We start from the raw sequence: 26,242 nt of genomic DNA, 5'->3' as shown, positions 1-26,242 counted from the left end.
CGGCCTCAGCCGGATTTGGACATCGCACGTGCGCGTGATCAGGCAGCGCCCAAAGCTTGCATGGCGCGCTGGGTAATGTCCTCCACTGAGCCCATGCCGCTGATGGCGCGGTACTGAGGCGCAGCGTGTGCTTCAGCTTTAGCCCAATCGGAGTAATAGGCCACCAAGGGGCGTGTTTGTTGGCTGTAGACGTCCAAGCGCTTTTTGACGGTTTCCTCTTTGTCGTCTTCGCGTTGAACCAAGGGTTCGCCGGTGACATCGTCTTTGCCTTCCACTTTGGGTGGATTGAATTTGACGTGATAGGTGCGGCCAGACGCAGGGTGTGAGCGACGTCCGCTCATGCGCTCAATGATGGCATCAAAGGGCACATCAATTTCGAGCACGTAGTCGAGTTTGACGCCTGCGGCTTTCATGGCATCAGCTTGGGGAATGGTGCGAGGGAAGCCATCAAACAAGAAGCCATTGGCGCAATCTGCTTGCGCAATGCGTTCTTTGACCAAGTTGATGATGAGGTCGTCGCTGACCAGGCCGCCCGATTCCATGACGGCTTTGGCTTGAAGACCGAGCGGGGTGCCCGCTTTTACAGCGGCACGCAACATGTCGCCTGTGGAGATTTGCGGGATGGAAAATTTCTCGCAAATGAAGGCCGCTTGCGTACCTTTGCCCGCACCAGGTGCGCCTAAAAGAATCAGTCTCATGGAAGTTCCGAATAGTTGTTAAATCTTTCGCCACAGCCTGCATGGCTCTCACTGGAGAATAGCATGGGAATCCCAAATTTTCCTGACGCCAGCCCTTCGCGGGGATCAGGCCTTGAAAAGTTCACGAACGCGTGCCAGGTCTTCGGGTGTATCAACGCCTGGGCCTGGGGCTTTTTCTGTGACGTGGACTGCAATTTTGTGGCCATGCCACATGGCGCGCAACTGTTCCAGTGCTTCGCAGCTTTCAATGGGAGCAGGGGGCAACTGGGGGAAGGCTTTTAAAAAACCCACTCGGTAGCCATAAATGCCAATGTGCCTGAGTGGCGCGGGGGACGGCAGTTGTTGAATGCCTTGGGTGTTGCCATCGCGCCACCAAGGAATGGGCGCACGGCTGAAATACAAGGCCAGTTGCGCCTGATCCAGAACCACTTTCACCACGTTGGGGTTGGTAAATTCTGCAAGTTGGTGGATGGCATGGGCTGCGGTGCTCATGCTGGCCGAGGGGCGTTGAGCCAGCAAAGAGGCAACTTGGTCGATCAAATCTGGGTCGATCAGGGGTTCATCGCCTTGCACATTGACCACCACATCGTCGTCTGTCAATCCGAGCAAGGTGCTGGCTTCTGCCAACCGATCGCTGCCACTGGGATGATCAATGCGGGTGAGCAAAGCTTTAATGCCATGAGCTTCGCAAGCAGAAACAATGTCTGGACTGTCTGCTGCAACCACCACTTGCGATGCGTTGGACAATGCAGCACGCTGCGCAACCCTGACCACCATGGGCAAGCCTTGAATGTCTGCCAAGGGTTTGTTGGGTAGCCGTGTTGACGCTAATCGCGCGGGAACCAGGACTGTGAAAGAGCGACTCATGTCAGTGGTCGGGCTGTTTAGACCAAAGGCGTACGGGGTTTAAGTGATTCCAATTCTTCGTCACTGAGTGTGCGTGCTTCGTTTTCTAGCAAGATCGGAATGCCATTTCGAATGGGGTAAGCCAAACGCGCACTGCGCGACCACAGCTCTTGCAATTCGCGTTGCACATCCAAATGGCCCTTGGTGACTGGGCAAACCAACAGTTCGAGTAATTTCGTGTCCATGGCTTCAATGATAACGGTGACGGGTGTTGACGAGTGCATCGAATGCCTGCCAGAACGACAATTCTGGCTCAAACAGCAGAGGAACCGCAAAAGCTTCAGGGTGAGTTGCCCAAAGCTTGATGGCGTCTTTCTCTGTGCACAGCAATTTCAAATGGGGATGGGATGCGTGCCAGTTTGAAAAGTTGGCGTGATCGGGCAGGGCATGGAATTGTGCAATTTGAATGCCGCGCTCTTCCAGCATGTGGGCGAAAGCCTTTGGTTTCGCAATACCACACACCACTTCAACAGATTGATTTTGGAGCGCAGTCAATTCGATGGATTGACCCAAGCCATTGATGGCCTGCGCACTGAGTTGGCGAGTGGACTCGAAGCCTTCAGCCAAAGTTCTGCGCTGCGTGTGAAGCAACAAGTCGACAGTTCTGGGCCAAGACTCTCGCAAGGGGCCGGCCGGTAGCAGGTGCCCATTGCCGATGCCCATGCTGTCCATGACGCAAATTTCGATGTCCCTTTGAAGCGCTGCATGTTGCAAGCCATCATCGCAAACAATGAAGCGGATGTTGGGGTACTGATGCAAGAGCTGCTGTGCCGTAGCGACGCGATTGGCGCCTACTGCGACGGGGACTTGGCACTTCTGAAAAATCAACAAGGGCTCATCACCTACTTGATCGGCTGAACTTTGCGCGTTGACCAGCTGAATTTGATCTTGCGTGCGTCCGTAGCCTCTGGACACCACACCCACTTGATGACCTTGTTGTGTCAAGCGTTGCACGATGGCCATCGTGAGCGGGGTTTTGCCGCCGCCTCCCGCCACCACATTGCCCACCACAATGACAGTGGCATCAAGCTTGTGTGTTTGAATGAATCCCAAGGCGAACAATGAGCGCCGAACAAACCAGGCCAATTTGTAAAGCAGTTCGATGGGCCACAACAAATAGGTGATGACTGAAGTGGTTTGCCAATGGCGTGGCAGTTGATGAAGCCATTGCATGGTGCGTCGCTCAGCGAATAACGCTTATGGCTTGGTCAAGTTGTTGCCAGACGCATTTTGCGTGGCAAACGAAATTTTGGAAATGCCTTGCATGCGCGCTGCTTCAAGGACATTGACCACGGCTTGATGAGAAGCGGATGCATCGGCTTTGATCAACAAGGTGGCGTCTGATTTGTTCATGCTGCTGAGTGCCGTGCCAATGTCTTGCGGTGTTTTGCCTTCGAGTTTTGCACCATTGACAGCGTACATGCCTTGCGCATTGACTGACACCACCCAAGTTTGGGGTGTGCCTGAAGACTGTTGCGAATTGGCTGATGGCAAGCTCAAGTTCATTTCATTGAACTTGGACCACGTGGTGGTGAGCATCAGAAAAATGAGGATGACCAGCAAGACATCAATGAACGGGATCAAATTGATGTCGGGTTCGGCTGGTGCGGTGGTTTTGAATTTCAAGGCGGGCCTTTTGAAAAATCAATCGCGCATGGCGGCCAAATGTCTTGCAAAACGCTCGGATGCCCACTCCATTTGGAGCACCATGCGATCGACCTTGGCTTTGAAAAAACGCCATGCCATGAGGCAAGGAATAGCGACCAACAGGCCCAATGCCGTGTTGTACAGCGCCACCGAAATGCCGTGGGCCAGTTCAACGGGTTGTTGTTGTCCAGGCGATTGCAAACCAAACAATTCAATCATGCCAATGACGGTTCCCAACAAGCCAAGCAAGGGTGCCGCAGACGCCAATGTGGCCAAAGCGTTCAGGTAACGCTCAAGTCCTTGCGCCGCCATTCGGCCTTCCATTTCCATGCTTTCTCGCACGTCTTGGTGACTGGCGGAGGGATTGAGCGCCAATGTCTGAAGGCCCGCTGCAAAAATGGGTCCAACGGAACCCATTTGGGCCAATTCTTGAAGGCTTGCATCGGAGGGGAAGCCTTGTCGTGTGCTGTCGATGGCTTTGGTTAGCGCGTTTGCTGGCAGCACTTTGGACGTTCGCAAAGCAAAGATGCGCTCGAAAATGATAGCGAGTGCAAAAATGGAGCAGAGGATCAAAGGCCAAATGGGCCAACCTGCGGCTTGTATGATGCTTAACAAAATCAATCTTTCTACTTCTGGTTTCAGTTTTAATTATGGCTGATGGAATTGTTCCGTCATTCTGTGGATAACTTTGTGAAGAACATGGCCAGAACGGCCTTGTAAACCGCATGAATCCTGGGTTTCTTTTGACTGCTTATTATTTGATCAATATTTTTTTCAATGATATCAATGACTTACAAGAATGAATGCATTTGTTTGGCCGTTTATTCAGTGAACCGCCTTGCTAATCCGAAACTGTGGACTGTTTCGGATTGAAATTAAAGGCTTGGCTGTAGAAATGCTTCTAAAACCCGCAAAAAATAAGGCTTTTTTGTCATGCGCGTAGATTCTGAGCCACGTGTTTGGTCGGTTGGTGCTTTGTGCCTTGCAATTGCAGACACTTTGAATGCGCGCTTCAATCCTGTTGCGGTCAAGGGCGAAATTTCTGGCTTTGCGCGCGCAGCCAGTGGCCATTGTTATTTCAATCTCAAAGACAACAGCGGGCAAATACGCTGTGCCATGTTCAAAAGGGCCGCCAGTGCTTTGGGCTTTGTACCGCGCGATGGCGAGTTGGTTGAAGTTCGCGGCAAATTGGGCGTTTACGAAGCCAGAGGCGACTTGCAGTTGATTGTCGACAGCATGCAGCGGGCTGGGCAAGGCGATTTGTTCGCCCAGTTTCTCAAGCTCAAAGCCACGCTTGAGGCAGAAGGCTTGTTTGAACCATCTCGCAAGCAAGACATCCCCGCGCAACCTCGTGCCATCGGCTTGATCACATCTTTGGGGGCTGCGGCATTGCACGATGTGGCCTCAGCCTTGCAAAGGCGTGTCCCGCACATTCCTGTCATTTTGGCGCCGGCCTCAGTTCAAGGTGCCAACGCCCCCTTGGAGTTGCTGCGCAGTCTTCAGCAGTTGGTCGGCTGGCAAGGTCCGACAACAAACGCATCACCCCAAGGGCTGGCCGTGGATGTCATCTTGATGGTACGCGGTGGTGGTGCCATGGAGGATTTATGGGCCTTCAACGACGAGTCTTTGGTCCGAGCGATTGCCTCGTGCCCGATTCCCATTGTGTCGGGTGTCGGTCATGAAACTGATTTCACGCTCGCAGACTTCGCCGCTGATTTACGCGCGCCAACGCCCACAGCAGCTGCTGAAATGGTGGCCACTGAAAGAGCCCAGTTGTTGGGGGAACTGGATGCATTCCAAGAAGAACTCGCGTCTGCACTGAACCTCACTGTCGACAGAATGAATCAACGACTCGATTGGATAGCAGGGCGTCTAGGTCGACCTTCTTCGCGCTTGAGTGACCAAACCCGCCGTTTGTCGAGAATTTCTCAGGCCATGATGTTTGGCCTGAAAGGCCAGGTTCAACGCAATCAGCAAAAATTGCAGCGACTGGCGGAGTCCATGCCCCGAGCGCGTCAACAAAACCTGAACGATGCGCATCGACAGCTTCAAAATTTCGAAACGCGCCTTGGGTTGCTAGACCCCCACTTGGTTTTGGACAGAGGCTATGCGTGGCTGACGGATGAGGCGGGACAGGCCTTGACCAAGGTGGGCAGTTTTCAAACTGACCAGCGTGTGACGGCCACCTTGGCTGATGGCGAGGTGCTACTGCAGGTTAAATCCCAAAGCTAGCACCCCGTTAGAGGCAACCCTTGAAGGCGTGAGCTTTTTGCGGGTCTGACGCAGACAAATGTGCCTGATCAACCTACAATAGTCTTTTGATTTTTATTGCACTTTTACGAGGACACCATGGAACATACCCTGCCAGCACTGCCTTATGCCATCGACGCATTGGCCCCTCACTACAGCCAAGAAACTTTGGAATTTCACCATGGCAAGCACCACAACGCTTACGTTGTGAATTTGAACAATTTGCAAAAAGGCACTGAATTTGAATCAATGTCTTTGGAAGAAATCATCAAGAAATCCAGCGGCGGTATCTACAACAATTCCGCTCAAATCTGGAACCACACCTTTTTCTGGAACTGCATGAAGCCCAACGGCGGTGGTGAACCTACAGGCGCTTTGGCTGCTGCCATTAACGCCAAATTTGGCTCCTACGCTGCGTTCAAAGAAGCTTTTGTCAAAAGCGCCGTGGGCAACTTCGGCTCTGGCTGGACATGGTTGGTTAAAAAGGCTGACGGTAGCGTCGACATCGTCAACATGGGCGCCGCAGGCACACCCCTGACAACAGCCGACAAAGCCTTGTTGACAGTGGACGTTTGGGAACATGCTTACTACATTGACTACCGCAACATGCGTCCTAAGTTTGTTGAAACATTCTTGGACAAGTTGGTCAACTGGTCTTTCGCAGAAGCCAATTTCGCTTAATTTGCGAATTGCCAAGCTGCAAAAAAAAACAGCCCCTTGGGGCTGTTTTTTTTTCGTACGCTGAAGCTCAGCGAATCATCATGCCACCATCGGCCACGATGGTTTGACCCGTGATGTATTTGCCCGCGGCACTGGCCAGCAAAACGGCAATGCCGCCAATGTCATCGGGTTCACCAATGCGGCGCAAGGGCGTTTCGTTTTCAACCATGCCCGCTTTCACGGGGTCGTCTGTTAAGGCTTTGGCAAAGTCAGTGCGAATGAGGCCTGGCGCGATGCAGTTGACGCGAATGTTGTCGGGACCCCATTCAACTGCCAAGTTGCGAGCCAGTTGCATGTCGGCTGCTTTGGAAATGTTGTAAGCCCCAATGACGGCGGAGCCGTGCAAACCACCGACCGATGACACCAAGACAATGGCGCCATCTTTGCGAGCCTTCATGTCTGGATAGACCATGTTGCAAAGCCAAGTGCTGGACAACACGTTGTTGTGCATCACTTTGTTGAAGATCTCATCGCTCATGCCGGTAGCAGGGCCGTAGTAGGGGTTGCTGGCGGCATTACAGACCAAGATGTCGATCGGTCCCCACGTTTCTTTGGTTTTTTGAATCATCGCCTGCAGTTGGTCCTTGACTGCAATGCTGGCGCTGATGGCCATGGCCGTGCCGCCTTCGGCTTGAATTTCCTTGACCACCGCTTCGCAGGCGTCCAATTTACGGCTCGACACCACCACTTTGGCGCCTGCGCGGGCCAATTGAAATGCGATGGATCGGCCAATGCCGCGGCTGGCGCCTGTGACGATGGCAACTTTGCCAGTGAGGTTGAACAGTTTCATAGGTCTCCTTGGATGTGAAGGGTTGATGTCCCAAACCAAAAGTGTGCCTTTAAATGGGCCATTGAACTGTCGTGCGTGTGTCAGCGACAATGGCGTTTGAACAAATGCAATGAGCAAACTAAACCATTTGAGCATGTCAATGGATCGAATACAAACAGTGGTGATCGGGGCTGGGGTGGTGGGCCTGGCGGTTGCGCGCAAGCTGGCGCTTGAAGGTCAAGAGGTCCTGCTGCTCGAGTCTGCAGATGCCTTTGGCACAGGCACCAGCTCGCGCAACAGTGAAGTGATTCACGCCGGTATCTATTACCCCCAAGGGTCCCTCAAGGCGCAACTTTGCGTGCAGGGTCGCCAACGTCTTTATGCCTACTGTCGTGAGCGCAACATTGCGCACCAACAGTGTGGCAAATTGATTGTGGCGACTTCGCCCGAGCAAGTGGCGCAATTGAGTGCAATTCAAGCCAAAGCGACGGCCAATGGCGTTGTGGGGGCGGATGCGCTGCGGCTGTTGACTAAATCGGAAGCCTTGGCCAAGGAGCCGGCTTTGAATTGTGAAGCCGCCTTGTGGTCGCCTAGCACCGGCATTGTGGACAGCCATGCTTTGATGCTGAGCTACTTAGGTGATTTTGAAAATGCTGGCGGTTTGTTGGCACTGAATTCGCGCTTTGAATCCGCGCAAGTGTTGCAGCAAGAGGGTGCCACTCAGTTTTTAGTCCGCACCGTCGATGGCACTGAGTTGTTGGCGCAAAGTGTGGTCAACGCAGCTGGTTTATCAGCCCCCGATGTGGCTCGGAAATTCTTGGGCATGAACACTGCGCATTTGCCCAAGGCTTATTACGCCAAAGGCAATTATTTCAGTTTGTCTGGCAAGTCACCATTCAAGACGCTGATCTATCCGGTGCCCGAAGCAGCAGGCTTGGGTGTGCACTTAACTTTGGACTTGGCGGGCCAAGCGAAGTTTGGACCTGATGTGGAATGGGTGGACTCTCCTGATAATTTAGAGGTTGATCCGCGCAGAGGGGATGCGTTTTATGCCGAGGTACGAAAGTACTGGCCTGGCTTGGCCGACGGCGCTTTGCAAGCTTCTTATGCCGGCATACGGCCCAAGATCAATGCGCCTCATAAAGCCGCGGCAGACTTTGCCATACTGGGCCCGCAAGCCTTGAAAGTGAATGGATTGGTTCACTTGATGGGAATTGAGTCACCCGGCCTGACAAGCTCATTGGCCATTGCTGAGCGGGTGTGTACTTTGCTTCAGCGGTGATGCTGGTTAAGACTTGCTCAATTGCTGCAAGGCCTTGGCCACTTCATGGACCAATGTAGGGCCTTTGTAGATGAGACCCGTGTAGATTTGCACCACATCGGCACCGGCTTCAATTTTACTGACGGCGTCGTAAGCGCTGAGAATGCCGCCCACGCCAATGATGGGAAATTGTGAGCCTAAGTGTTGCCTTAACAATCGAATGACACGGTTGCTGCCTGCCAACACAGGGGCGCCCGACAGGCCGCCCATTTCATCGCCGTGCGGCATGCCCTTGACGGCATCGCGCGACAAGGTGGTGTTGGTGGCAATGACGCCGTCAATTTGATGTTTGCGCAAACTGTTGGCGATAACGGCCACTTGTTCGTCGTCTAAATCGGGTGCGATTTTGAGGAACACGGGAACGCGTTTTTGATGCTTCTCGGCCAAGGCTTGTTTGCGTTCATTGAGCGCCGACAAGAGTTGGTCCAAAGCCTCGTCGGTTTGCAATGAGCGCAAGTTTTTGGTATTGGGACTGGAGATGTTGACCGTGACATAGTCGGCGTGTTCGTAGACGCCGCTGAGGCCAATGAGGTAATCGTCGGTGGCGCGTTCAATGGGCGTGGCGGCGTTTTTGCCAATATTCAAGCCCAGCAGGCGACCTTGGCTTCTGAACCTGGACTTTTTGACGTTACTCACAAACGCGTCCAGACCTTCATTGTTGAAGCCAAGCCGGTTGATGAGGGCTTTGGCTTCGGGCAGTCGGAACATGCGCGGCTTGTCGTTGCCTGGCTGGGGGAGTGGGGTGACCGTGCCGACTTCGACAAAGCCAAAACCCATGGCACCCAGACCATCGATGCACCGGGCATTTTTGTCTAGACCTGCAGCCATGCCTACGCGGTTGGGAAATGTGAGACCCGCCAGTTGGACAGGGTCGGCAATCCATGGCTGGCGGTAGGCACGGTCTAGAAAAGTGTTTTGGGTGCGGGCCAACTGTTGCAAGGTGAGGTCGTGCGCAGCCTCGGGGTCGAGGTTGAATAAAATTGGGCGGGCGAGGGCATAAAGGTTCAGGGACATTGGATAATCTCGTTCAATACAAGCATTGTCTCAAAAAAGCATATGACGCAAGACGAATTGAAAGCATTGGTAGGCCAAGCCGCATTGCAATACGTGGTCCCTGGTGAAATTGTGGGTGTGGGAACCGGCTCAACCGTGAACAAATTTATTGACGCATTGGCCTCCATGAAGGACCAAATTAAAGGCGCTGTGTCGAGTTCTGAGGCTTCTACGGTTCGCCTCAAAGCGCTGGGCATTCCCGTGTTTGACAGCAACGATGTGGCCGAGTTGGCGGTGTACATCGACGGTGCGGATGAAATCAATGGTCAAGGCCACATGGTCAAAGGCGGCGGCGCTGCGCTGACACGTGAAAAAATTGTGGCCGCGCAATCGAAGATGTTTGTGTGCATTGCCGACGAATCCAAATTGGTCGATCACTTGGGCACATTTCCATTGCCTGTTGAAGTAATCCCCATGTCCAGCGCCCGCATCATGGCGCAATTTGCCAAGATGGGCGGCCAAGCACAAGTTCGATTGAAAGATGGCCAGCCACTGGTGACAGACAACGGACAGCACATCATTGATGTGAAGGGTTTGACCATTTCAGACCCCGTGGCCTTTGAAGCTGAAGTCAGTCAGTGGCCAGGTGTTGTCACTGTCGGCGTGTTTGCCTATCAGAAGGCCCAGGTTTGTTTGCTGGGCACTTCTTCAGGCGTTAAAACACTCAAGTTTTAAGTTTTTAAACTTGAAGCTTGCGGTGCCATCATGCCTTGATGGCGAAGCAATGCATTCAAAGACGGTTCACGGCCTCTGAAGGCCACAAAAGAGGCCAATGCAGGTCGGCTGCCGCCAGCTTCCAAAATGGCTTCACGGTACCGTCTGCCTGTCTCCAAGCTAGGAGAGCCATCAGCTTGTGCCGTTTCCTCAAATGCTGCGTAGGCATCTGCTGAAAGAACCTCCGCCCATTTGTAGCTGTAATAACCGGCTGCATATCCACCGGCAAAAATATGGCTAAAAGTGTGTGCCATGCGGTTGAAATCGGGCGCTTGAATCACAGCCACTTCAGCACGAACCTTTTGCAACACGGGCATGAAATCGTCTTGCGGGCGGTGCTCGCTGTGCAAGAGCATGTCCATCAATGCAAATTCAATTTGACGCAAGGTCTGCAGACCACTTTGGAAGTTTTTGGCGGCCACCATTTTGTCGAACAATTCACGCGGTAAAGCTTCCCCTGTTTTGACATGGGCTGACATGTGCTTCAGTACATTCCATTCCCAGCAAAAGTTCTCCATGAATTGACTTGGTAGTTCCACGGCGTCCCATTCAACGCCACTGATGCCAGACACATCGCGCTCGTTCACTTGCGTCAACATGTGATGCAGGCCATGACCAAACTCATGGAACAGCGTGATGACATCATCGTGCGTTAGCAAGGGAGGCTGACCATCGACGCCCTCTGCAAAGTTACACACTAAATGCGCCACGGGCGTTTGCAATTGTTGCGTGTCGGGCCTGAGCCAACGAGCACGAACATCGTCCATCCAGGCACCGCCTCGTTTGCCTGCACGTGCAGGCGGATCTAGGTAGAACTGACCTACCAATTGACCATTGCGTTCAAGGCGATAAAAGCCCACGGCAGGGTGCCATACTGGCGCTTGATCTTCTCGAATGCTGACTTCAAACAATCTCTCAATGATTTTGAAGAGGCCCTGCAATACTTTCGGCGCTGTAAAGTATTGCTTCACTTCCTGCTCGCTGAAACTGTATCGGGCCTCTTTCAGTTTTTCCCCGATGTAAGGCCAATCCCAAGCTTGCGGATTTGGCATGTCCAAGTGGTCTGCGGCAAATTGACGCATGTCTGCCAAGTCTTTTTCTGCGTAAGGACGCGCACGCTGAGCGAGATCGCGCAAAAAAGCAATGACTTTGGCAGGTGAGTCAGCCATCTTGGTGGCCACGGACACTTCCGCGTAATTTTGATAACCCAAAAGCTTTGCTTCTTCTTCGCGCAGTTGCAAAATTTCTTGAATGATGGCGCTGTTGTCAAGCGCTGCAAATTCTGCAGGTGCTTGGTCTGAAGCCCGGGTGACATAAGCGCGGTAAAGCTGATGACGCAAATCGCTGCTTTTGGCAAATTGCATCACTGGCAAATAACAAGGCATTTTGAGGGTTAACTTGTAACCTGCCTTGCCTTCTTTTTCTGCAGCTTCGCGTGCTGTATTTTGAACATCTTCCGGCACACCCTCTAATGCCTCTTTTTCGACATAAAGTGAGAATTTGTCGGTGGCATCCAAAGCGTTTTCACTGAATTTTTGGCTCAATTCCGCCATGCGCTCTTGGATGGCTGCATACCTGGTTTTAGCTTCACCCTGAAGCTCGGCACCGCCCAGAACGAAATTGCGCAATGCATTCTTCAGTGCTTGCTGTTGTGCCGCATCCAATGACGCTGGGTTGACTGCTTTGTATTTGGCATAAAGGCGTTCATCGGCGCCAAGCTTTGTCCAAAATTCAGTAACCTTGGGCAAGACTTCGTTGTAGGCCGCACGCAACTCGGGGGTATCGGCAACGCTTTTCAAATGGCTCACGGCGCCCCAGGCGCTGCTCAAGCGCTCGGTGCTGACATCCAAGACTTTGGCAATGGCTTGCCATTGCGCTGGAAACTCGGGGGCGGTCACTGTTTCAAGTGCTTCAGATGCAGCTGTCAATAAAACGTCGATGGCTGTGCTGACATGTTCGGGTTTGATTTGGTCAAACAAAGGCAAGCTGCCCAGTTGAAGCAATGGGTTGTTTGCGTGAGAAGAAGTTGTCATGGCGTGGTTAAATTTTGGTTCAATGCTCAAGCCGCAGTACGTTCAGCAGCTTCTAAAGTGTTCACCAACAACATGGTGATGGTCATCGGGCCAACACCGCCTGGCACAGGCGTGATGTAGCTGGCAACTTGCTCAACGTCTGCAAAGTCCACATCGCCACACAACTTGCCTTCGTCATTGCGGTTCATGCCAACGTCCAACACCACGGCACCCGGTTTGACCATGTCAGCGGTTAAGACGTTTCGTTTTCCAACGGCAGCCACAATGACATCAGCCTGAAGCGTCATGGCTTTGAGGTCCTTGGTTGCACTGTGGCAAATGGTCACGGTGGCATTTTTTTGCAAGAGCATCATGGCCATGGGTTTGCCCACAATGTTGCTACGGCCAATGACCACGGCATGTTTGCCCTTCAAGTCGTAGCCAATGCTTTCTAACATTTTCATGCAGCCGTAAGGCGTGCAGGGCCAAAAGCCTGGCATGCCTGTCATCAGAGCGCCGGCACTTGCAATGTGAAAGCCATCGACATCTTTGGCGGGTGAAATGGCCTCAATGACCTTCTGTGCATCAATGTGCGCAGGTAAGGGTAATTGCACCAAAATGCCGTGAATGCTGGGGTCGTTGTTTAGAGCTTGAACACGTGCCAATAAATCGGCTTCGCTCATGCTGTCTGGGTATTTTTCTAAAACTGAATGCAGGCCGCTGTCGTGACAGGCCTTCACCTTGTTGCGCACATAGACCTGGCTGGCAGGGTTCTCGCCAACCAACACCACGGCTAGACCTGGTGTGATGCCTTTGGCTTTCAGCGCTGTTGTGCGCGTAGCAACTTCTGCACGCAGTTGTTGGGAGAGGGCGTTGCCATCAATGCGTTGTGCGGTCATGTTGTGTCTCTCAAAAATTGAAATACCGAGTTTGAAGTAAAAACGCCCGCGATTTGAAAATTCACGGGCGTTGTAAAAGCGCTGAAGCCTTTAAGCTTTGGGTGCGTTTTGTCCCAATGCAATTTTGAGCAGATCTGCCACTGTGTTGGCATTCAATTTTTCCATGATGTTGGCGCGATGTGCCTCAACTGTTTTGATGCTGATGCCTAAGTCGTCGGCGATCTGTTTGTTCAAACGACCCGCCACAATGCGCTCAAGGACTTGGGCTTCACGACCGGTCAGTTTAGACAGCAGCGCATCACGATTGGCAGCGTTTTGATACTCCGAGAAAGACTCACGCGCGCTGTCCAGCATGCGTTCAACCAAACTCACCAATTCGTCTTCTTTGAATGGCTTTTGAATAAAGTCCATCGCACCTTTTTTCATGGTGTTGACTGCCATGGGCACGTCGCCGTGGCCAGTGATGAACACAATGGGCAAAGGAGAGCGACGCTCGACCAGCTTGTCTTGCAATTCAAGACCCGTCATGCCGCCCATGCGGATGTCAACGATCAGGCAAGCAACCTCACGCGGGTCGTAGCGGCTGAGAAATGATTCAGCAGAGTCAAAGCATCGAACACGGTAATCTTTGCCTTCTAACAGCCACTGAAGTGAATCGCGAACGGCCTCGTCGTCGTCGACAACGTAAACAGTTCCTTTTTTGGGTATCAAACTCATGTGGGGTCCCAATGTTACTAAATCAAATCAAAGTCGTTCCGCCGGATGGGATCCAAAAGGAAAAACAACATCCAACTACCTCGTCGGCATTGTAGAGGTTCTCGGCGGCAATTCTGCCTTTGTGAGATTCCACAATGGTCCGGCATAAATTCAGGCCAATGCCCATGCCTTCCGATTTGGTTGAGAAAAAGGCCTCGTAAAGCCTGTCCATGACCTCAGGTGGCAGGCCTTTTCCGGTGTCGGTGACAGAAAAATAAACCGTATTTTGTTGGTCTACTACCTTGGGAACCACACGTAGCTCAACATGGCGCTGTCCAACGGGGCGTTCAGCATTGTCAATGGACTCTGCTGCATTTTTCATCAAGTTGACCAACACCTGTTCAATCAGGATGGGGTCGACTTGAAGCTTGGGCAAGCGGGATGCGACGTAATGCGAAAGTCGCACATTACGGCGTCTCAATTCAATTTCAGCCAACTCAACGGCTTCATTGACCATGGTTAGGACGTCAGATTCAGTCCTGTTCGGTTCGCTGCGTTTGACGAAGGATCGAATGCGATGAATGATTTGACCCGCACGTTGGGCTTGGTGTGCTGTCTTTTCTAGGGCCCAAACAAGGTCTTTCTCTTCAATTTGTTGGCCTTTGATGCGTGACAACATGCCATTGCAATAGTTGGTGATGGCTGTCAGAGGTTGATTGAGTTCATGGGCCACACTGGAGGCCATTTCACCCATGGTGATCAGGCGGCTGGCGTTTTGCGCGCGTTCTGCTTGCTGCGCTGCCAATTCTTCAGCTTGCCTTCGTGTCGTGATGTCGGTTGCAATGACCAATTGCGCCAGTCTGCCATCAGCCCAGTTGATGTATCGCGTGCGAATTTCAAGCCATTTGCTGAGGTGCGAAACATAAATTTCGGCCCGTTCTGCTGGGGCGACCGTCAAGCTTTCAGTGGGTAATCCCGCCAAAGCGTCAACATCATCCAATTCGAGTTCGGCATTGCGAATGTCTAACATGCCTGCTTTTTCAACCAAACTCAAATGGCCATTCGTGTCTGTGCCAAACCACTGGCGGTAAAGTTTGTTGGCAAACAATAGTTCTTCACTGCCAAGAGGTGCAACAGAGACAGACGCATCCAAAGCTTCCAACACAATTGTGAAGCGTTCGTAGGATGCTGCCAATTGCTCTCGGACTCGGTTGGGTTCCGTGATGTCGGTCATGGAAGTCATCCAACCGGTTTGTTGACCCATGGCATCAATCAATGGAGAGACGTACAGACGGGCATCAAAAATGCTGTTGTTTTTGCGTTTGACGCGAACTTGAAAACCACCGGCAATTTGTTTGCCGCTCATCTCCTCTTCCAATCGGGCCATCAGTTGGTCGCGGTCCTCATCGGGCCAGTATGGAAAGGGCGCCACGGCGCCAATGAGTTCGTTTTCTTGCCATCCGGTCATCTGACAAAAAGCCAAATTGACATACGTGATCCGACCTTCCATGTCGAGCGCACGCATGCCCGTCAGCATGGAGTTTTCCATGGCGCGGCGGAAGTTGGTTTCTGCCATCAATTCTTTTTGTGTTTGCTGACGCTTTCGTGTGTGACGCCAATTGCCAATCAACATCCATGCTGTGAGTAAACTCAAAGAACTGACCAGCCAGAATAAGCCGCTGCCCACCAAATCTTGCGAAGTTTTCCAAGTTTGTGCACGCAATATCAACCCATTGCCGACAGGCGAGACCGGCACTTCAAACTCATTGTTTTGGTTCAAGATACCAGGTATGAAATTCCAGATGCTGGTTCGCTTTGGAATGGTCTGGCCTGCAATCAAATTGCCCTCGCTGTCAAGCAATGAGACGGCATACTTCGCCAAAATTTCTGTTGGCACGCCATAGCGCAACAAACTTTCTACTGCATATTCCGCCATCACAACACCATTGAAGCGGCCTTGTGAATTGGTCAACGGTGTGTGCAGTTGTAACACCACGTTGCGCGCGTAATTTTCTTGTCCAGCACCAGGACTTCCAATCGACAAGCTTCCATCGTCTTCTTGAGAATAAACAGGTTGCATCAAATCTCGAGCCAAGCTGTAGCTGTTTTCGGATTCGCCCCATTTCAGAACTTCGCCAACGCGCCACTTTTGACTGACCAAGACGCTGGGTGCCGTTTGACTGGCCAATATTTTTCGTTTGTCATCAACCCACGCCACAGTTTGCAGTTCTGGGTTTTTCATCACCAAGGATTCAGCCCTTCTTGTGAACTCTTTGATGTCGATGTCTTTGTTGGATGCGTCCCTGGCCAAACGCATGATTTGTTCTTGGCGTTCCAATAACCGCAGGCGCAGACGTTGCTGGCTGTATTCCACATCGCGTTTCACAGCCTCTTGTTCGCGGTCAATTTCCTCTACGCGCAAGTACCAAAACGAAAAAATGATGGCACTTAAGAACAGAAGAACAGAAGCAATAGGGGCCAAACTGGCAAAACGGTCTTGGCGAACTGGATTCTGGCGTTTCCACCACCGGCGCCACCAGTTGGTAGGTTTCATCGCCTTTAAGGCTATTGCTGCGTTTTGCGACTTCATCCCTTAGAGTTTAGGGGAAACACTTTTTATTAAATTTCACAATACAAAATGTAAAAGCACAATTTGAAATTTATAAAACTTTGTGCGAGAATTCCGAAAAAATAGATCAACCACGGCCTACAAAGGAGACAAACATGTCAGCCGTTCAGCCTAATAACGTCCTCAATGACTTGGACGCCATTGAAACCCGTGAATGGATGGACGCACTGTCCGCCGTGATTGAAAAAGAAGGGGGTGAGCGCGCCCACTTCTTGTTGGAACAACTCCTTGAACATGCCCGCGAAAACAGCATTGACATGCCGTTTTCTGCCAATACGGGTTATGTGAACACCATCGAGCCTGATCAAGAAGCCCATTGCCCAGGCAACATTGAAATTGAAGAGCGTCTGCGTGCTTACATGCGGTGGAACGCCATGGCCATGGTGGTCAAGGCCAATCGCCACAACCCTGAAGATGGTGGTGATTTGGGCGGCCACATTGGCTCTTTTGCCTCATTGGCTCACATGTTCGGTGCTGGTTTCAATCACTTCTGGCATGCTGAAAGTGAAAACCATGGTGGTGATTGCTTGTACATCCAAGGCCACGTGTCACCTGGCGTTTATGCCCGTGCCTATTTGGAAGGCCGCTTGACAGAAGAGCAGTTGCTCAATTTCCGTCAAGAAGTAGACGGCAAAGGTTTGTCCAGCTACCCACACCCCAAATTGATGCCTGAGTTCTGGCAGTTCCCCACGGTGTCCATGGGCCTGGGTCCATTGATGGCCATCTACCAAGCCCGCTTTTTGAAGTACTTGCATGCCCGTGGCATTGCCAATACCGAAAATCGCAAAGTGTGGGTGTTCTGTGGCGACGGTGAAATGGACGAAGTGGAATCCCTAGGTGCCATTGGTTTGGCTGCGCGTGAAAAGCTGGACAACTTGATCTTCGTGGTCAATTGCAACTTGCAGCGTTTGGACGGTCCTGTGCGCGGCAACGGCAAAATTGTTCAGGAGCTGGAAGGCGAATTCCGCGGTTCTGGCTGGAACGTCATCAAGCTCTTGTGGGGCAGCGAGTGGGACAAACTCTTGGCGCGCGACAAAGATGGTGCACTGCGCAAGATCATGATGGACACCTTGGACGGCGACTTCCAAGCTTTCAAAGCCAACGATGGCGCCTATGTCCGAAAGCATTTCTTTGGACGTGATCCACGCACCCTAGAAATGGTGGCGCACATGAGTGACGACGAAATTTGGGCCTTGAAGCGTGGCGGACATGACCCCCAAAAAGTCTATGCGGCTTATCACGCAGCAGTGAACACCAAAGACCAACCCACCGTGCTCTTGATCAAAACGGTGAAAGGTTTTGGCATGGGCAAAGCCGGCGAAGGCAAGAACAACGTTCACCAAACCAAGAAACTGACAGACGAAGACATTCGCTACATGCGCGATCGCTTCAACATTCCAGTGCCAGACAGCGAATTGTCCAAGGTGCCTTTCTACAAGCCGGCCGATGACACCCCCGAGATGCGCTATTTGCATGAGCGTCGCAAAGCTTTGGGTGGCTACTTGCCACACCGTCGCACCAAGGCGGACGAAAGCTTCACGGTGCCTTCTTTGGAAGTATTCAAGTCCGTGATGGAGCCCACCGCCGAAGGTCGTGAAATTTCCACCACACAAGCTTATGTGCGCTTCCTCACGCAACTGTTGCGTGATCAAGCCTTGGGTCCACGTGTGGTGCCTATTTTGGTGGACGAAGCCCGTACCTTTGGCATGGAAGGTTTGTTCCGTCAGGTTGGTATTTACAACCCAGCAGGTCAGCAGTACACACCGGTCGACAAAGACCAAGTGATGTACTACAAAGAAGACAAAGCAGGCCAGATTTTGCAAGAGGGTATCAATGAAGCGGGCGGTATGTCTAGCTGGATTGCTGCGGCCACCAGCTACTCCACCAGCAACCGCATCATGGTGCCGTTCTATGTGTACTACTCGATGTTCGGCTTCCAGCGCATTGGCGATTTGGCCTGGGCTGCGGGTGACATGCAAGCCCGCGGTTTCTTGTTGGGCGGCACATCAGGCCGTACAACATTGAACGGCGAAGGTTTGCAACACGAAGACGGTCACAGCCACATCTTGGCGGGCACCATTCCCAATTGCATCAGCTATGACCCCACCTTCGCCCATGAAGTTGGCGTGATCTTGCACCATGGCTTGAAGCGCATGGTGGAGAAACAAGACAACGTTTTCTACTACCTCACTTTGTTGAACGAAAACTACGCCATGCCAGGCCTCACGCCCGGCACGGAAGAGCAAATCATCAAGGGCATGTACTTGTGCAAAGCGGGTGGCAAGAACAAGACACGTGTTCAATTGATGGGCTCTGGAACCATCCTGCGTGAGTCATTGGCTGCGCAAGAGTTGCTGGCCAAAGACTGGGGCATTGCGGCGGATGTGTGGAGTTGCCCAAGCTTCAACGAACTGACGCGCGATGGTCAAGACGCCGAACGATTCAACATGTTGCACCCCTTGGAGACTCCGCGTGTGCCGTTTGTGGCTCAGCAGTTGGCCAAGCATGACGGTCCCGTCATTGCCTCCACGGACTACATGAAAAACTACGCTGAACAAATTCGTCCGTTCATTCCCAAAGGCCGCACTTACAAAGTGTTGGGAACCGATGGTTTTGGTCGAAGCGATTTCCGCAGCAAATTGCGCGAGCACTTTGAAATCAATCGCCACTACATCGTTGTAGCTGCACTCAAAGCCTTGAGCGAAGAGGGCGCAGTGCCAGTTGCCAAAGTTGCAGAAGCTTTGAAGCAATATGGCATCAAGACCGACAAGGTCAATCCTTTGTACGCTTAATCACAAGACTTGGAGACACACATGGCATTGGTAGAAGTCAAAGTTCCAGACATCGGTGATTTCGATGAAGTGGCCGTCATTGAACTGTTGGTCAAGGTAGGGGATACCGTGAAGGCCGAACAGTCCTTGATCACTGTTGAATCCGATAAAGCGTCGATGGAAATTCCGTCCTCAACGGCAGGCGTGGTGAAAGAACTGCGCGTGAAGTTGGGCGACAAAGTGAAAGAAGGGTCAGTGGTGTTGATGGTGGAGGCCAGTGGCGATGTCGCCGCGTCCCCAAGCGCATCTTCAGCAGCTCCCGCAGCAGCACCTGCCGCCGCACCAGTGGCAGCGGCACCTGCAGCTGCACCTGCCACTGTGACCGCCGCATCCTCAGCCAGCGGCCCCATCGAAGTTCATGTGCCTGATATCGGCGATTTCAAAGACGTTGCTGTCATTGAAATTTTCGTCAAGCCCGGTGATGCCATCAAGATGGAGCAATCCCTCATCACGGTGGAATCGGACAAAGCTGCGATGGAGATTCCATCCTCAGCGGCCGGCGTGTTGAAAGAACTGAAGGTCAAGATTGGCGACAAAGTCAACATTGGTGACCTGTTGGCTATATTGGAAGGCAGTGTTGCGGCTGCAGCACCAGCTGCTATTTCTGTTGCCGCCGCTAGTTCAGCTGCACCCGTGGCTGCCGTAGTTTCAGCGCCTGTCGCTGCACCAGTCACCGCAGCTGCTGCAGTGGCTGCACCCGCGCACAATCCTGGCGCATCTACCTTGGGCTTGCCACACGCATCGCCTTCTGTGCGCAAATTTGCGCGCGAATTGGGTGTGCCTTTGGAAGAGGTTAAAGGCAATGGCCCCAAAGGTCGCATTACCCAAGACGACGTTCAAGCCTTCACCAAAGCGGTGATGGCCGGTGCCACGCAAACCAAAGCGCAAGCGGCCAAAGCGCCTGCAGGCGGCGATGGCGCGGCATTGGGATTGATCCCATGGCCGAAGGTTGACTTCGCCAAGTTCGGTCCCATTGAGCGCAAAGAAATGGGCCGCATCAAGAAGATCAGTGGCGCCAACTTGTTGCGCAACGCCATCATGATTCCTGCGGTGACCAACCACGACGATGCCGACATCACAGAATTGGAAGCCTTCCGTGTGTCGACCAACAAAGAGAACGAAAAGTCTGGCGTCAAAGTCACCATGTTGGCTTTCTTGATCAAAGCTTGTGTGGCTGCACTCAAGAAGTACCCAGAGTTCAACAGCTCCTTGGACGGTGACGCCTTGGTCTACAAAAACTACTGGCACATTGGCTTTGCGGCCGATACGCCCAATGGTCTGATGGTGCCCGTGATCAAAGACGCCGACAAAAAAGGTATTTTGCAAATCAGCCAAGAAATGGGCGAGTTGGCCAAGAAGGCCCGCGATGGCAAGTTGAGTCCTGCAGAAATGACAGGTGCCACCTTCACCATCTCCAGTTTGGGTGGCATTGGCGGCAAGTATTTCACGCCCATCATCAACGCGCCTGAAGTGGCCATCTTGGGTGTTTGCAAAAGCACACATGAACCCGTTTGGGATGGCAAGCAATTTGTTCCGCGTTTGATGTTGCCTTTGTCATTGACATGGGATCACCGCGTGATCGATGGCGCCGCTGCAGCACGCTTTAATGCGTACTTGGGTCAAATCCTTGGCGACTTCCGCCGTGTCTTGCTTTGAGAGGCTGAACCATGGCATTAGTTGATATCAAAGTACCAGACATTGGCGACTTCGACGAAGTGGCGGTCATTGAGTTGTTGGTCAAGGTGGGTGATACCGTCAAGGCCGAACAAAGCTTGATCACCGTGGAGTCTGACAAAGCCTCGATGGAAATTCCTTGCTCACAAGCAGGTGTGGTGAAAGAGCTCAAAGTAAAGTTGGGCGACAAGGTCAAAGAAGGCTCAGTGGTCTTGGTGTTAGAAGGTGAGGCTTCATCTGCCGCAGTAAGCGCACCAGCTGCTGCGCCTTCACAAGCCAGTGCACCTGCTGCCAAGCCCGCAGCACCTGCAGCAGTTACCGTTGTTGCCAACAACCCCAATGCATCTTCCTACAGCGGTGCAGTTGACATTGAGTGCGACTTGCTCGTTTTGGGTGCGGGACCCGGTGGTTATTCTGCAGCCTTCCGTGCAGCGGATTTGGGTCTCAAAGTGGTGATCGTTGAACGCTATGCAACTTTGGGCGGTGTTTGCTTGAACGTCGGTTGCATTCCCTCCAAAGCTTTACTCCACGTTGCAGCCGTCATGGACGAAGTCAGTCACATGGCCGATTTGGGCGTCGACTTCGGAGCCCCCAAGGTCGATATTGCCAAGCTTCGCACGCACAAAGAAAAAGTCATTGGCAAATTGACCGGTGGCTTGGCGGCCATGGCCAAGATGCGCAAAGTGACCACCGTTCGCGGTGTGGGCGAATTTGTCAGTGCCAACCACGTGATCGTGGAAGAAACAACTGGCACGGGTCAAGAAAAGACCGGTGTGAAAAAAGTAGTGGCTTTCAAGAACTGCATCATTGCAGCAGGCAGCCAAGCAGTCCGTTTGCCGTTCATGCCCAACGATCCTCGCGTGGTCGACAGCACCGGTGCACTTGCGCTGAAAGAAGTGCCCAAGCGCATGCTGATTTTGGGCGGCGGCATCATTGGCCTCGAGATGGGCACTGTCTACAGCACTTTGGGCGCACGTTTGGATGTGGTGGAAATGATGGACGGTTTGATGCAAGGCGCTGACCGCGATTTGGTCAAGATCTGGCAAAAAATGAATGCCCATCGTTTTGACAACATCATGCTCAAAACCAAAACCGTGGGTGCCAAAGCCACCAAAGCTGGCATTGAGGTGACCTTTGAATCTGCAGAGGAGGGCGTTGCGGCCCCAGCACCACAAGTTTATGACTTGGTCTTGCAAGCTGTGGGGCGCACACCCAACGGCAAAAAAATTGCAGCAGACAAAGCTGGCGTAACTGTCACCGATCGTGGCTTCATTCCAGTGGACATTCAAATGCGCACCAACGTGCCCCACATTTTTGCCATTGGCGACATCGTGGGTCAACCCATGTTGGCGCACAAGGCGGTACACGAAGCGCACGTGGCGGCAGAAGTCATTGCGGGTGAAATTCAAGGCAATAAAGAATTGGCGGCCAGCGCCTTCAATGCACGTGTCATTCCAAGTGTGGCCTACACCGATCCTGAAGTAGCTTGGGTGGGTCTCACGGAAGACCAAGCCAAGGCTCAAGGTATCAAAGTCAAGAAGGGCCTGTTCCCTTGGACGGCTTCGGGACGCGCCATTGCCAACGGCCGCGACGAAGGCGTCACCAAGTTGTTGTTTGATGATTCACCCGAGGCGCATGGTCACGGCAAGATCTTGGGCGGCGGAATGGTCGGCACACATGCAGGCGACATGATTGGCGAGATTGCATTGGCCATCGAGATGGGCGCTGATGCGGTGGACATTGGTAAGACAATTCATCCGCACCCCACACTGGGAGAAAGCATTGGCATGGCGGCCGAAGTGGCCCATGGCAGTTGTACTGATTTGCCACCTTCAAAGAAATAAGCTTTGAAATGGTCCACAAAAAAACCGCCTTCGGGCGGTTTTTTGATAAGTGAGATTTCTGTCAATTCTGAGCGGGTTCAGCCTGAAGCTTGTCGGATTGAACCCTGCGTGCACCATTGAAACGCTTTTGCCAATAAGCTTCGCGCATGTCGTCGACGCGCACAGCTTTGCCTGGTCTGGGTGCGTGAATGAACTTGCCGTCGCCAACGTAGATGCCGACGTGGCTGAACGTGCGTTTCATGGTGTTGAAGAACACCAAGTCGCCTGGCTTGAGTTCACTGCGATTAATTTCTTCGGTCACTTTGGCTTGTTCTTCGGCCCTGCGAGGCAAGACCAAGCCGACAGACTTTTCAAACATGTGCCTCACAAAGCCGCTGCAATCAAAACCTTTTTCTTCGGACATGCCGCCGCGCTTGTACGGGACACCCAGTAAACCCATGGCTTGAATGACCAATTCAGAAGCTTTGCCGCCAAAGGTGCTGCGGGCTGTTTGTAAGGGGCCGCTGAATTGATTTGAGATTTGTTGAGACAATTGATCGGTGATCTGATTGATCAAACCGCGTTCTTTGAGCATGCGGTCGAGGTCGTCTTCAACGGGCGCCGAAACGGCGACTGTTGTCCAGATTACCAATCCACATAGAATCCATCTCATAGTTGCTCAGTTTAATGCCTTCAAACGGTATTCGCGAGTGAACCCGTTTTTCCTAAGAAAGTTGCACCATGTTGCTAGAAGTCGAAGCTTCCCAATTGGTTTTGGTGGATTACCAGATCAAACTGATGCCTGCCATGAAAGACGCACAAGCTGTGTGGCAGCGTGCAGAGTTACTGGCCAAAACAGCCAAACACCTGCAAGTTCCGGTTTGGGCCACAGAGCAAAACCCATCAGGTTTGGGTGAGACAAGCCCTGAAATCAGACAACATTGCAAACGTGTGCTTTCAAAAATGGCTTTCAGCGCCGTTGAAGAAGGGCTTGGTGAATGGCTGAGCCCGCCCGCGCCGGCTGTTACCAAAGGCAATGCCAGAAGTTTGCCAAGACATTTGCAAAAGCCCGTTGAGCCTGAGGTCGGTCCCTCTGTTGTCATCGCCGGGTGCGAAGCCCATATTTGTTTGTTGCAAACCGCTTTGGATTTGCTAGAAGATGAGTTTGATGTGTGGGTCGTGACCGATGCTTGTGCGTCTCGTTCAGACCGAGACCGTGACGCAGCGTTTGACCGCTTGGCAGGCGCAGGCGCTGAGCTGCTCACCACCGAGATGGTGATCTTCGAATGGCTTCGTTCTGCAGAAAATCCTGACTTCAAAGAAGTTCAGTCTTGGGTCAAAGCGCTGACTTAAAGTCAGTTTGCCGCAAGTCCCTCATGAATAATTATGAATTCAGAAGGCGAGACCGGCTGACTTAAAGTGTGTCCAAAGCTCGCCAGCAATGTATTGCAGCTTGCTGCGATTGAGCGGCTTTAGGAGACACCATGGGTCAATATGCAGAGTTTCACAAACGTTCCATTCAGGACCGTGATGCGTTTTGGGCTGAACAAGCCAAGCAAATCGATTGGCACAAACCGCCTCAAGAAATTTGTGATTACAGCAATCCACCTTTTGCCAAATGGTTCAAGGGGGGCGAAACCAATCTCTGCCATAACGCAATTGACCGGCATTTAAAAGACCGTGGCGATCAAGCTGCTTTGATCTTTATTTCTACCGAAACAGATCAAGAAGTCACCTACACCTACAAGCAATTGCATGCCGAAGTTCAGCGCATGGCTGCTTCGCTCTTGTCATTGGGCGTCAAAAAAGGTGATCGTGTTTTGATATACATGCCCATGATTGCAGAGGCTTCCTTTGCCATGTTGGCTTGTGCGCGCATTGGTGCCATTCACTCCGTGGTATTCGGTGGCTTTGCGTCGGGTTCTTTGGCTTCTCGCATTGAAGATGCCAGCCCCAAAGTCATTGTGAGTGCCGATGCAGGCTCACGCGGCGGCAAAGTGGTTGAATACAAGCCCTTGTTGGACGAAGCCATTCGTTTGTCTGCGCACAAACCCAACTCTGTTTTATTGGTAGACCGTGGCCTTGCCAAAATGGCCATGACAGAGGGTCGTGACTTGCTTTGGGCGAACTTGCGCGACCAACATTTGAATGATGTGGTGCCTTGTGAATGGGTGGATTCGACGCACCCAAGCTACACCTTGTACACATCGGGTACAACTGGCAAGCCCAAAGGTGTGCAGCGTGACACAGGTGGTTACACGGTCGCATTGGCTTCCAGCATTCCCAATATTTTCTGCGGCAAACCCGGCGAAACCTTTTTCTGTACCAGCGACATTGGTTGGGTGGTCGGCCACAGCTACATCATCTATGGTCCCTTGATTGGAGGCATGGCCACCATCATGTACGAAGGTCTGCCCACAAGACCCGACGGCGGCATTTGGTGGAGCTTGGTTGAGAAATACAAAGTGACCGTGATGTTCAGTGCACCCACAGCCATTCGCGTTTTGAAAAAGCAAGATCCTGCGCTGCTGAGCAAATACGACTTGTCCAGCTTGAAGGCATTGTTCTTGGCAGGCGAGCCCTTGGATGAACCGACGGCCAAATGGATTTCAGAAGGTCTGGGCAAACCCATCATCGACAATTACTGGCAAACCGAAACGGGCTGGCCCATTTTGACGGTCTGTAACGGCATTGAAAAAACGCCCAGCAAGTTTGGATCACCTGGCAAAGCGGTCTATGGCTATGACGTCAAACTGCTGGACGATCAAACGGGTGAAGAACTCACGCAGCCCAACCAAAAAGGTGTGGTTGCCATTGAAGGTCCCTTGCCACCCGGTTGCTTGCAAACCGTGTGGGGTGACGATGATCGTTTCGTCAAAACCTACTGGACCACAGTACCCGGCAAGATGGTTTACTCCACTTTTGACTGGGGTATCAAAGACGAAGACGGTTACTTTTTCATCTTGGGCCGTACAGACGATGTGATCAATGTGGCGGGTCACCGATTGGGCACCCGCGAAATTGAAGAGAGTATTTCAGGTCATGCCGCTGTGGCCGAAGTGGCCGTGGTGGGCGTGGCCGACAACCTCAAGGGTCAAGTGGCCATGGCGTTTGCGGTACTCAAAGACGGATCGCTGCTGAATGATGCGCCTGCTTTGTTGAAGCTTGAAGGCGAGATCATGAAGGTGGTCGACAATTCCTTGGGAGCTGTTGCCAGACCGGCACGCGTTCGTTTTGTGGCCGTGTTGCCTAAAACGCGCAGCGGCAAACTGTTGCGACGTGCGATTCAGGCGGTTTGTGAAGGTCGCGACCCTGGCGATTTGACCACCATGGACGACCCAAGTGCCTTGCTCCAAATTTCTGATTTGGTCAAAACATAAGATGTTTTTTCTAAGCTTGGCTGACATATGACTGACGGGGAGGATGCAAATTTTCCCCGTTTTCACATAAAAACCACCCGCGGACCAAGAATCAATGTGATAATCCGCGAGTTACTTAGGCCCTTCCCATGCCACAGTCGCATCCGCCAACCGGTTCAGCCGTGTCGCGGAAGGTAATTCAACCAACTAATGTTCCCTGAAGGGGAGCGAAGGTCAGCGA

The 26,242-nt window shown here is 52.3% G+C and carries 22 protein-coding genes; 9 read left to right on the top strand and 13 right to left on the bottom strand.

Annotated features, from left to right (window positions below):
• Positions 1 to 38: 38 nt before the first annotated feature.
• The 6 genes from adk to L103DPR2_RS09290 form a co-directional block, all read right to left on the bottom strand.
• Entirely contained in the window at positions 39 to 698 is a 660-nt protein-coding gene (adk, locus tag L103DPR2_RS09315; protein WP_055360839.1) for an adenylate kinase, read from the bottom strand.
• 105 nt (positions 699 to 803) lie between these two features.
• Positions 804 to 1,565, bottom strand: coding sequence for a 3-deoxy-manno-octulosonate cytidylyltransferase (kdsB, locus tag L103DPR2_RS09310; protein WP_055360838.1), 762 nt, complete (start codon positions 1,563 to 1,565; stop codon positions 804 to 806).
• A gap of 17 nt (positions 1,566 to 1,582) precedes the next feature.
• Complete coding sequence (locus L103DPR2_RS09305; protein WP_055360837.1) at positions 1,583 to 1,789, bottom strand: Trm112 family protein; 207 nt, start codon at positions 1,787 to 1,789, stop codon at positions 1,583 to 1,585.
• 4 nt (positions 1,790 to 1,793) lie between these two features.
• Positions 1,794 to 2,777 (bottom strand): tetraacyldisaccharide 4'-kinase, encoded by a 984-nt coding sequence (gene lpxK, locus L103DPR2_RS09300; RefSeq protein ID WP_055360836.1) that lies wholly within the window; start codon positions 2,775 to 2,777, stop codon positions 1,794 to 1,796.
• A 24-nt stretch (positions 2,778 to 2,801) separates the two neighbouring features.
• On the bottom strand, positions 2,802 to 3,230 hold the full coding sequence (locus L103DPR2_RS09295) for an ExbD/TolR family protein (protein WP_055360835.1): 429 nt from the start codon (positions 3,228 to 3,230) through the stop codon (positions 2,802 to 2,804).
• A gap of 18 nt (positions 3,231 to 3,248) precedes the next feature.
• Positions 3,249 to 3,866: a MotA/TolQ/ExbB proton channel family protein gene (locus L103DPR2_RS09290; protein WP_055361961.1), complete on the bottom strand. Its 618-nt coding sequence runs from the start codon at positions 3,864 to 3,866 to the stop codon at positions 3,249 to 3,251.
• A gap of 318 nt (positions 3,867 to 4,184) precedes the next feature.
• Here L103DPR2_RS09290 and xseA point away from each other — a divergent pair, with 318 nt between their 5' ends.
• Complete coding sequence (xseA, locus tag L103DPR2_RS09285; RefSeq protein WP_055360834.1) at positions 4,185 to 5,483, top strand: exodeoxyribonuclease VII large subunit; 1,299 nt, start codon at positions 4,185 to 4,187, stop codon at positions 5,481 to 5,483.
• A gap of 117 nt (positions 5,484 to 5,600) precedes the next feature.
• Positions 5,601 to 6,182, top strand: a complete 582-nt coding sequence (locus L103DPR2_RS14495) for a superoxide dismutase (protein ID WP_055360833.1) — start codon at positions 5,601 to 5,603, stop codon at positions 6,180 to 6,182.
• A gap of 67 nt (positions 6,183 to 6,249) precedes the next feature.
• Here the strand turns inward: L103DPR2_RS14495 and L103DPR2_RS09275 are convergent, their stop codons facing one another.
• Positions 6,250 to 7,011 (bottom strand): SDR family NAD(P)-dependent oxidoreductase, encoded by a 762-nt coding sequence (locus L103DPR2_RS09275; protein WP_055361960.1) that lies wholly within the window; start codon positions 7,009 to 7,011, stop codon positions 6,250 to 6,252.
• Positions 7,012 to 7,150: 139 nt separating this feature from the next.
• Here L103DPR2_RS09275 and L103DPR2_RS09270 point away from each other — a divergent pair, with 139 nt between their 5' ends.
• Positions 7,151 to 8,272, top strand: coding sequence for an NAD(P)/FAD-dependent oxidoreductase (locus L103DPR2_RS09270; RefSeq protein ID WP_055361959.1), 1,122 nt, complete (start codon positions 7,151 to 7,153; stop codon positions 8,270 to 8,272).
• A 6-nt stretch (positions 8,273 to 8,278) separates the two neighbouring features.
• Here the strand turns inward: L103DPR2_RS09270 and L103DPR2_RS09265 are convergent, their stop codons facing one another.
• A complete protein-coding gene (locus L103DPR2_RS09265) occupies positions 8,279 to 9,325 on the bottom strand; it encodes a quinone-dependent dihydroorotate dehydrogenase (protein ID WP_055360832.1) in 1,047 nt (348 codons plus the stop codon).
• A 42-nt stretch (positions 9,326 to 9,367) separates the two neighbouring features.
• Here L103DPR2_RS09265 and rpiA point away from each other — a divergent pair, with 42 nt between their 5' ends.
• Positions 9,368 to 10,039 carry a ribose-5-phosphate isomerase RpiA gene (gene rpiA, locus L103DPR2_RS09260; protein WP_055360831.1) on the top strand — a complete coding sequence of 224 codons (672 nt, stop codon included), beginning with the start codon at positions 9,368 to 9,370 and terminating at the stop codon, positions 10,037 to 10,039.
• Here the strand turns inward: rpiA and L103DPR2_RS09255 are convergent.
• The 4 genes from L103DPR2_RS09255 to L103DPR2_RS09240 form a co-directional block, all read right to left on the bottom strand.
• Positions 10,036 to 12,111 (bottom strand): M3 family metallopeptidase, encoded by a 2,076-nt coding sequence (locus tag L103DPR2_RS09255; RefSeq protein WP_055360830.1) that lies wholly within the window; start codon positions 12,109 to 12,111, stop codon positions 10,036 to 10,038. The two genes, rpiA and L103DPR2_RS09255, sit on opposite strands and share 4 nt — an antisense overlap.
• Positions 12,112 to 12,137: 26 nt before the next feature.
• Complete coding sequence (gene folD, locus L103DPR2_RS09250; protein ID WP_055360829.1) at positions 12,138 to 12,989, bottom strand: bifunctional methylenetetrahydrofolate dehydrogenase/methenyltetrahydrofolate cyclohydrolase FolD; 852 nt, start codon at positions 12,987 to 12,989, stop codon at positions 12,138 to 12,140.
• 90 nt (positions 12,990 to 13,079) lie between these two features.
• Complete coding sequence (locus L103DPR2_RS09245; protein WP_055360828.1) at positions 13,080 to 13,706, bottom strand: response regulator transcription factor; 627 nt, start codon at positions 13,704 to 13,706, stop codon at positions 13,080 to 13,082.
• Positions 13,707 to 13,728: 22 nt separating this feature from the next.
• Positions 13,729 to 16,239, bottom strand: coding sequence for a PAS domain-containing sensor histidine kinase (locus L103DPR2_RS09240; protein ID WP_442915078.1), 2,511 nt, complete (start codon positions 16,237 to 16,239; stop codon positions 13,729 to 13,731).
• A 170-nt stretch (positions 16,240 to 16,409) separates the two neighbouring features.
• Here L103DPR2_RS09240 and aceE point away from each other — a divergent pair, with 170 nt between their 5' ends.
• The 3 genes from aceE to lpdA are packed head-to-tail and all read left to right on the top strand — an operon-like array spanning position 16,410 to position 22,663.
• Complete coding sequence (gene aceE, locus L103DPR2_RS09235; protein WP_055360826.1) at positions 16,410 to 19,106, top strand: pyruvate dehydrogenase (acetyl-transferring), homodimeric type; 2,697 nt, start codon at positions 16,410 to 16,412, stop codon at positions 19,104 to 19,106.
• A gap of 21 nt (positions 19,107 to 19,127) precedes the next feature.
• Positions 19,128 to 20,801 (top strand): dihydrolipoyllysine-residue acetyltransferase, encoded by a 1,674-nt coding sequence (aceF, locus tag L103DPR2_RS09230; RefSeq protein WP_055360825.1) that lies wholly within the window; start codon positions 19,128 to 19,130, stop codon positions 20,799 to 20,801.
• Between the two features lie 11 nt (positions 20,802 to 20,812).
• Entirely contained in the window at positions 20,813 to 22,663 is a 1,851-nt protein-coding gene (gene lpdA / locus L103DPR2_RS09225; RefSeq protein ID WP_055360824.1) for a dihydrolipoyl dehydrogenase, read from the top strand.
• A 61-nt stretch (positions 22,664 to 22,724) separates the two neighbouring features.
• Here lpdA and L103DPR2_RS09220 read toward each other — a convergent pair whose 3' ends face one another.
• The gene (locus tag L103DPR2_RS09220) at positions 22,725 to 23,315 is read right to left on the bottom strand and encodes a C40 family peptidase (RefSeq protein WP_055360823.1); all 591 of its coding nucleotides are present in this window, start codon (positions 23,313 to 23,315) and stop codon (positions 22,725 to 22,727) included.
• 68 nt (positions 23,316 to 23,383) lie between these two features.
• Between L103DPR2_RS09220 and L103DPR2_RS09215 the strand changes: the two genes are divergently transcribed.
• Both L103DPR2_RS09215 and L103DPR2_RS09210 read left to right on the top strand, forming a co-directional pair.
• Positions 23,384 to 23,995 (top strand): isochorismatase family protein, encoded by a 612-nt coding sequence (locus L103DPR2_RS09215; protein ID WP_055360822.1) that lies wholly within the window; start codon positions 23,384 to 23,386, stop codon positions 23,993 to 23,995.
• A 131-nt stretch (positions 23,996 to 24,126) separates the two neighbouring features.
• On the top strand, positions 24,127 to 26,022 hold the full coding sequence (locus tag L103DPR2_RS09210) for a propionate--CoA ligase (RefSeq protein WP_055360821.1): 1,896 nt from the start codon (positions 24,127 to 24,129) through the stop codon (positions 26,020 to 26,022).
• The last annotated feature ends 220 nt before the right edge of the window (positions 26,023 to 26,242 follow it).

The organism is Limnohabitans sp. 103DPR2, from assembly GCF_001412575.1.
GTDB lineage: Bacteria > Pseudomonadota > Gammaproteobacteria > Burkholderiales > Burkholderiaceae_C > Limnohabitans_A.
Note: the sequence above shows the minus strand (reverse complement) of the source record. Positions and strands in the feature narration are given on the sequence as shown.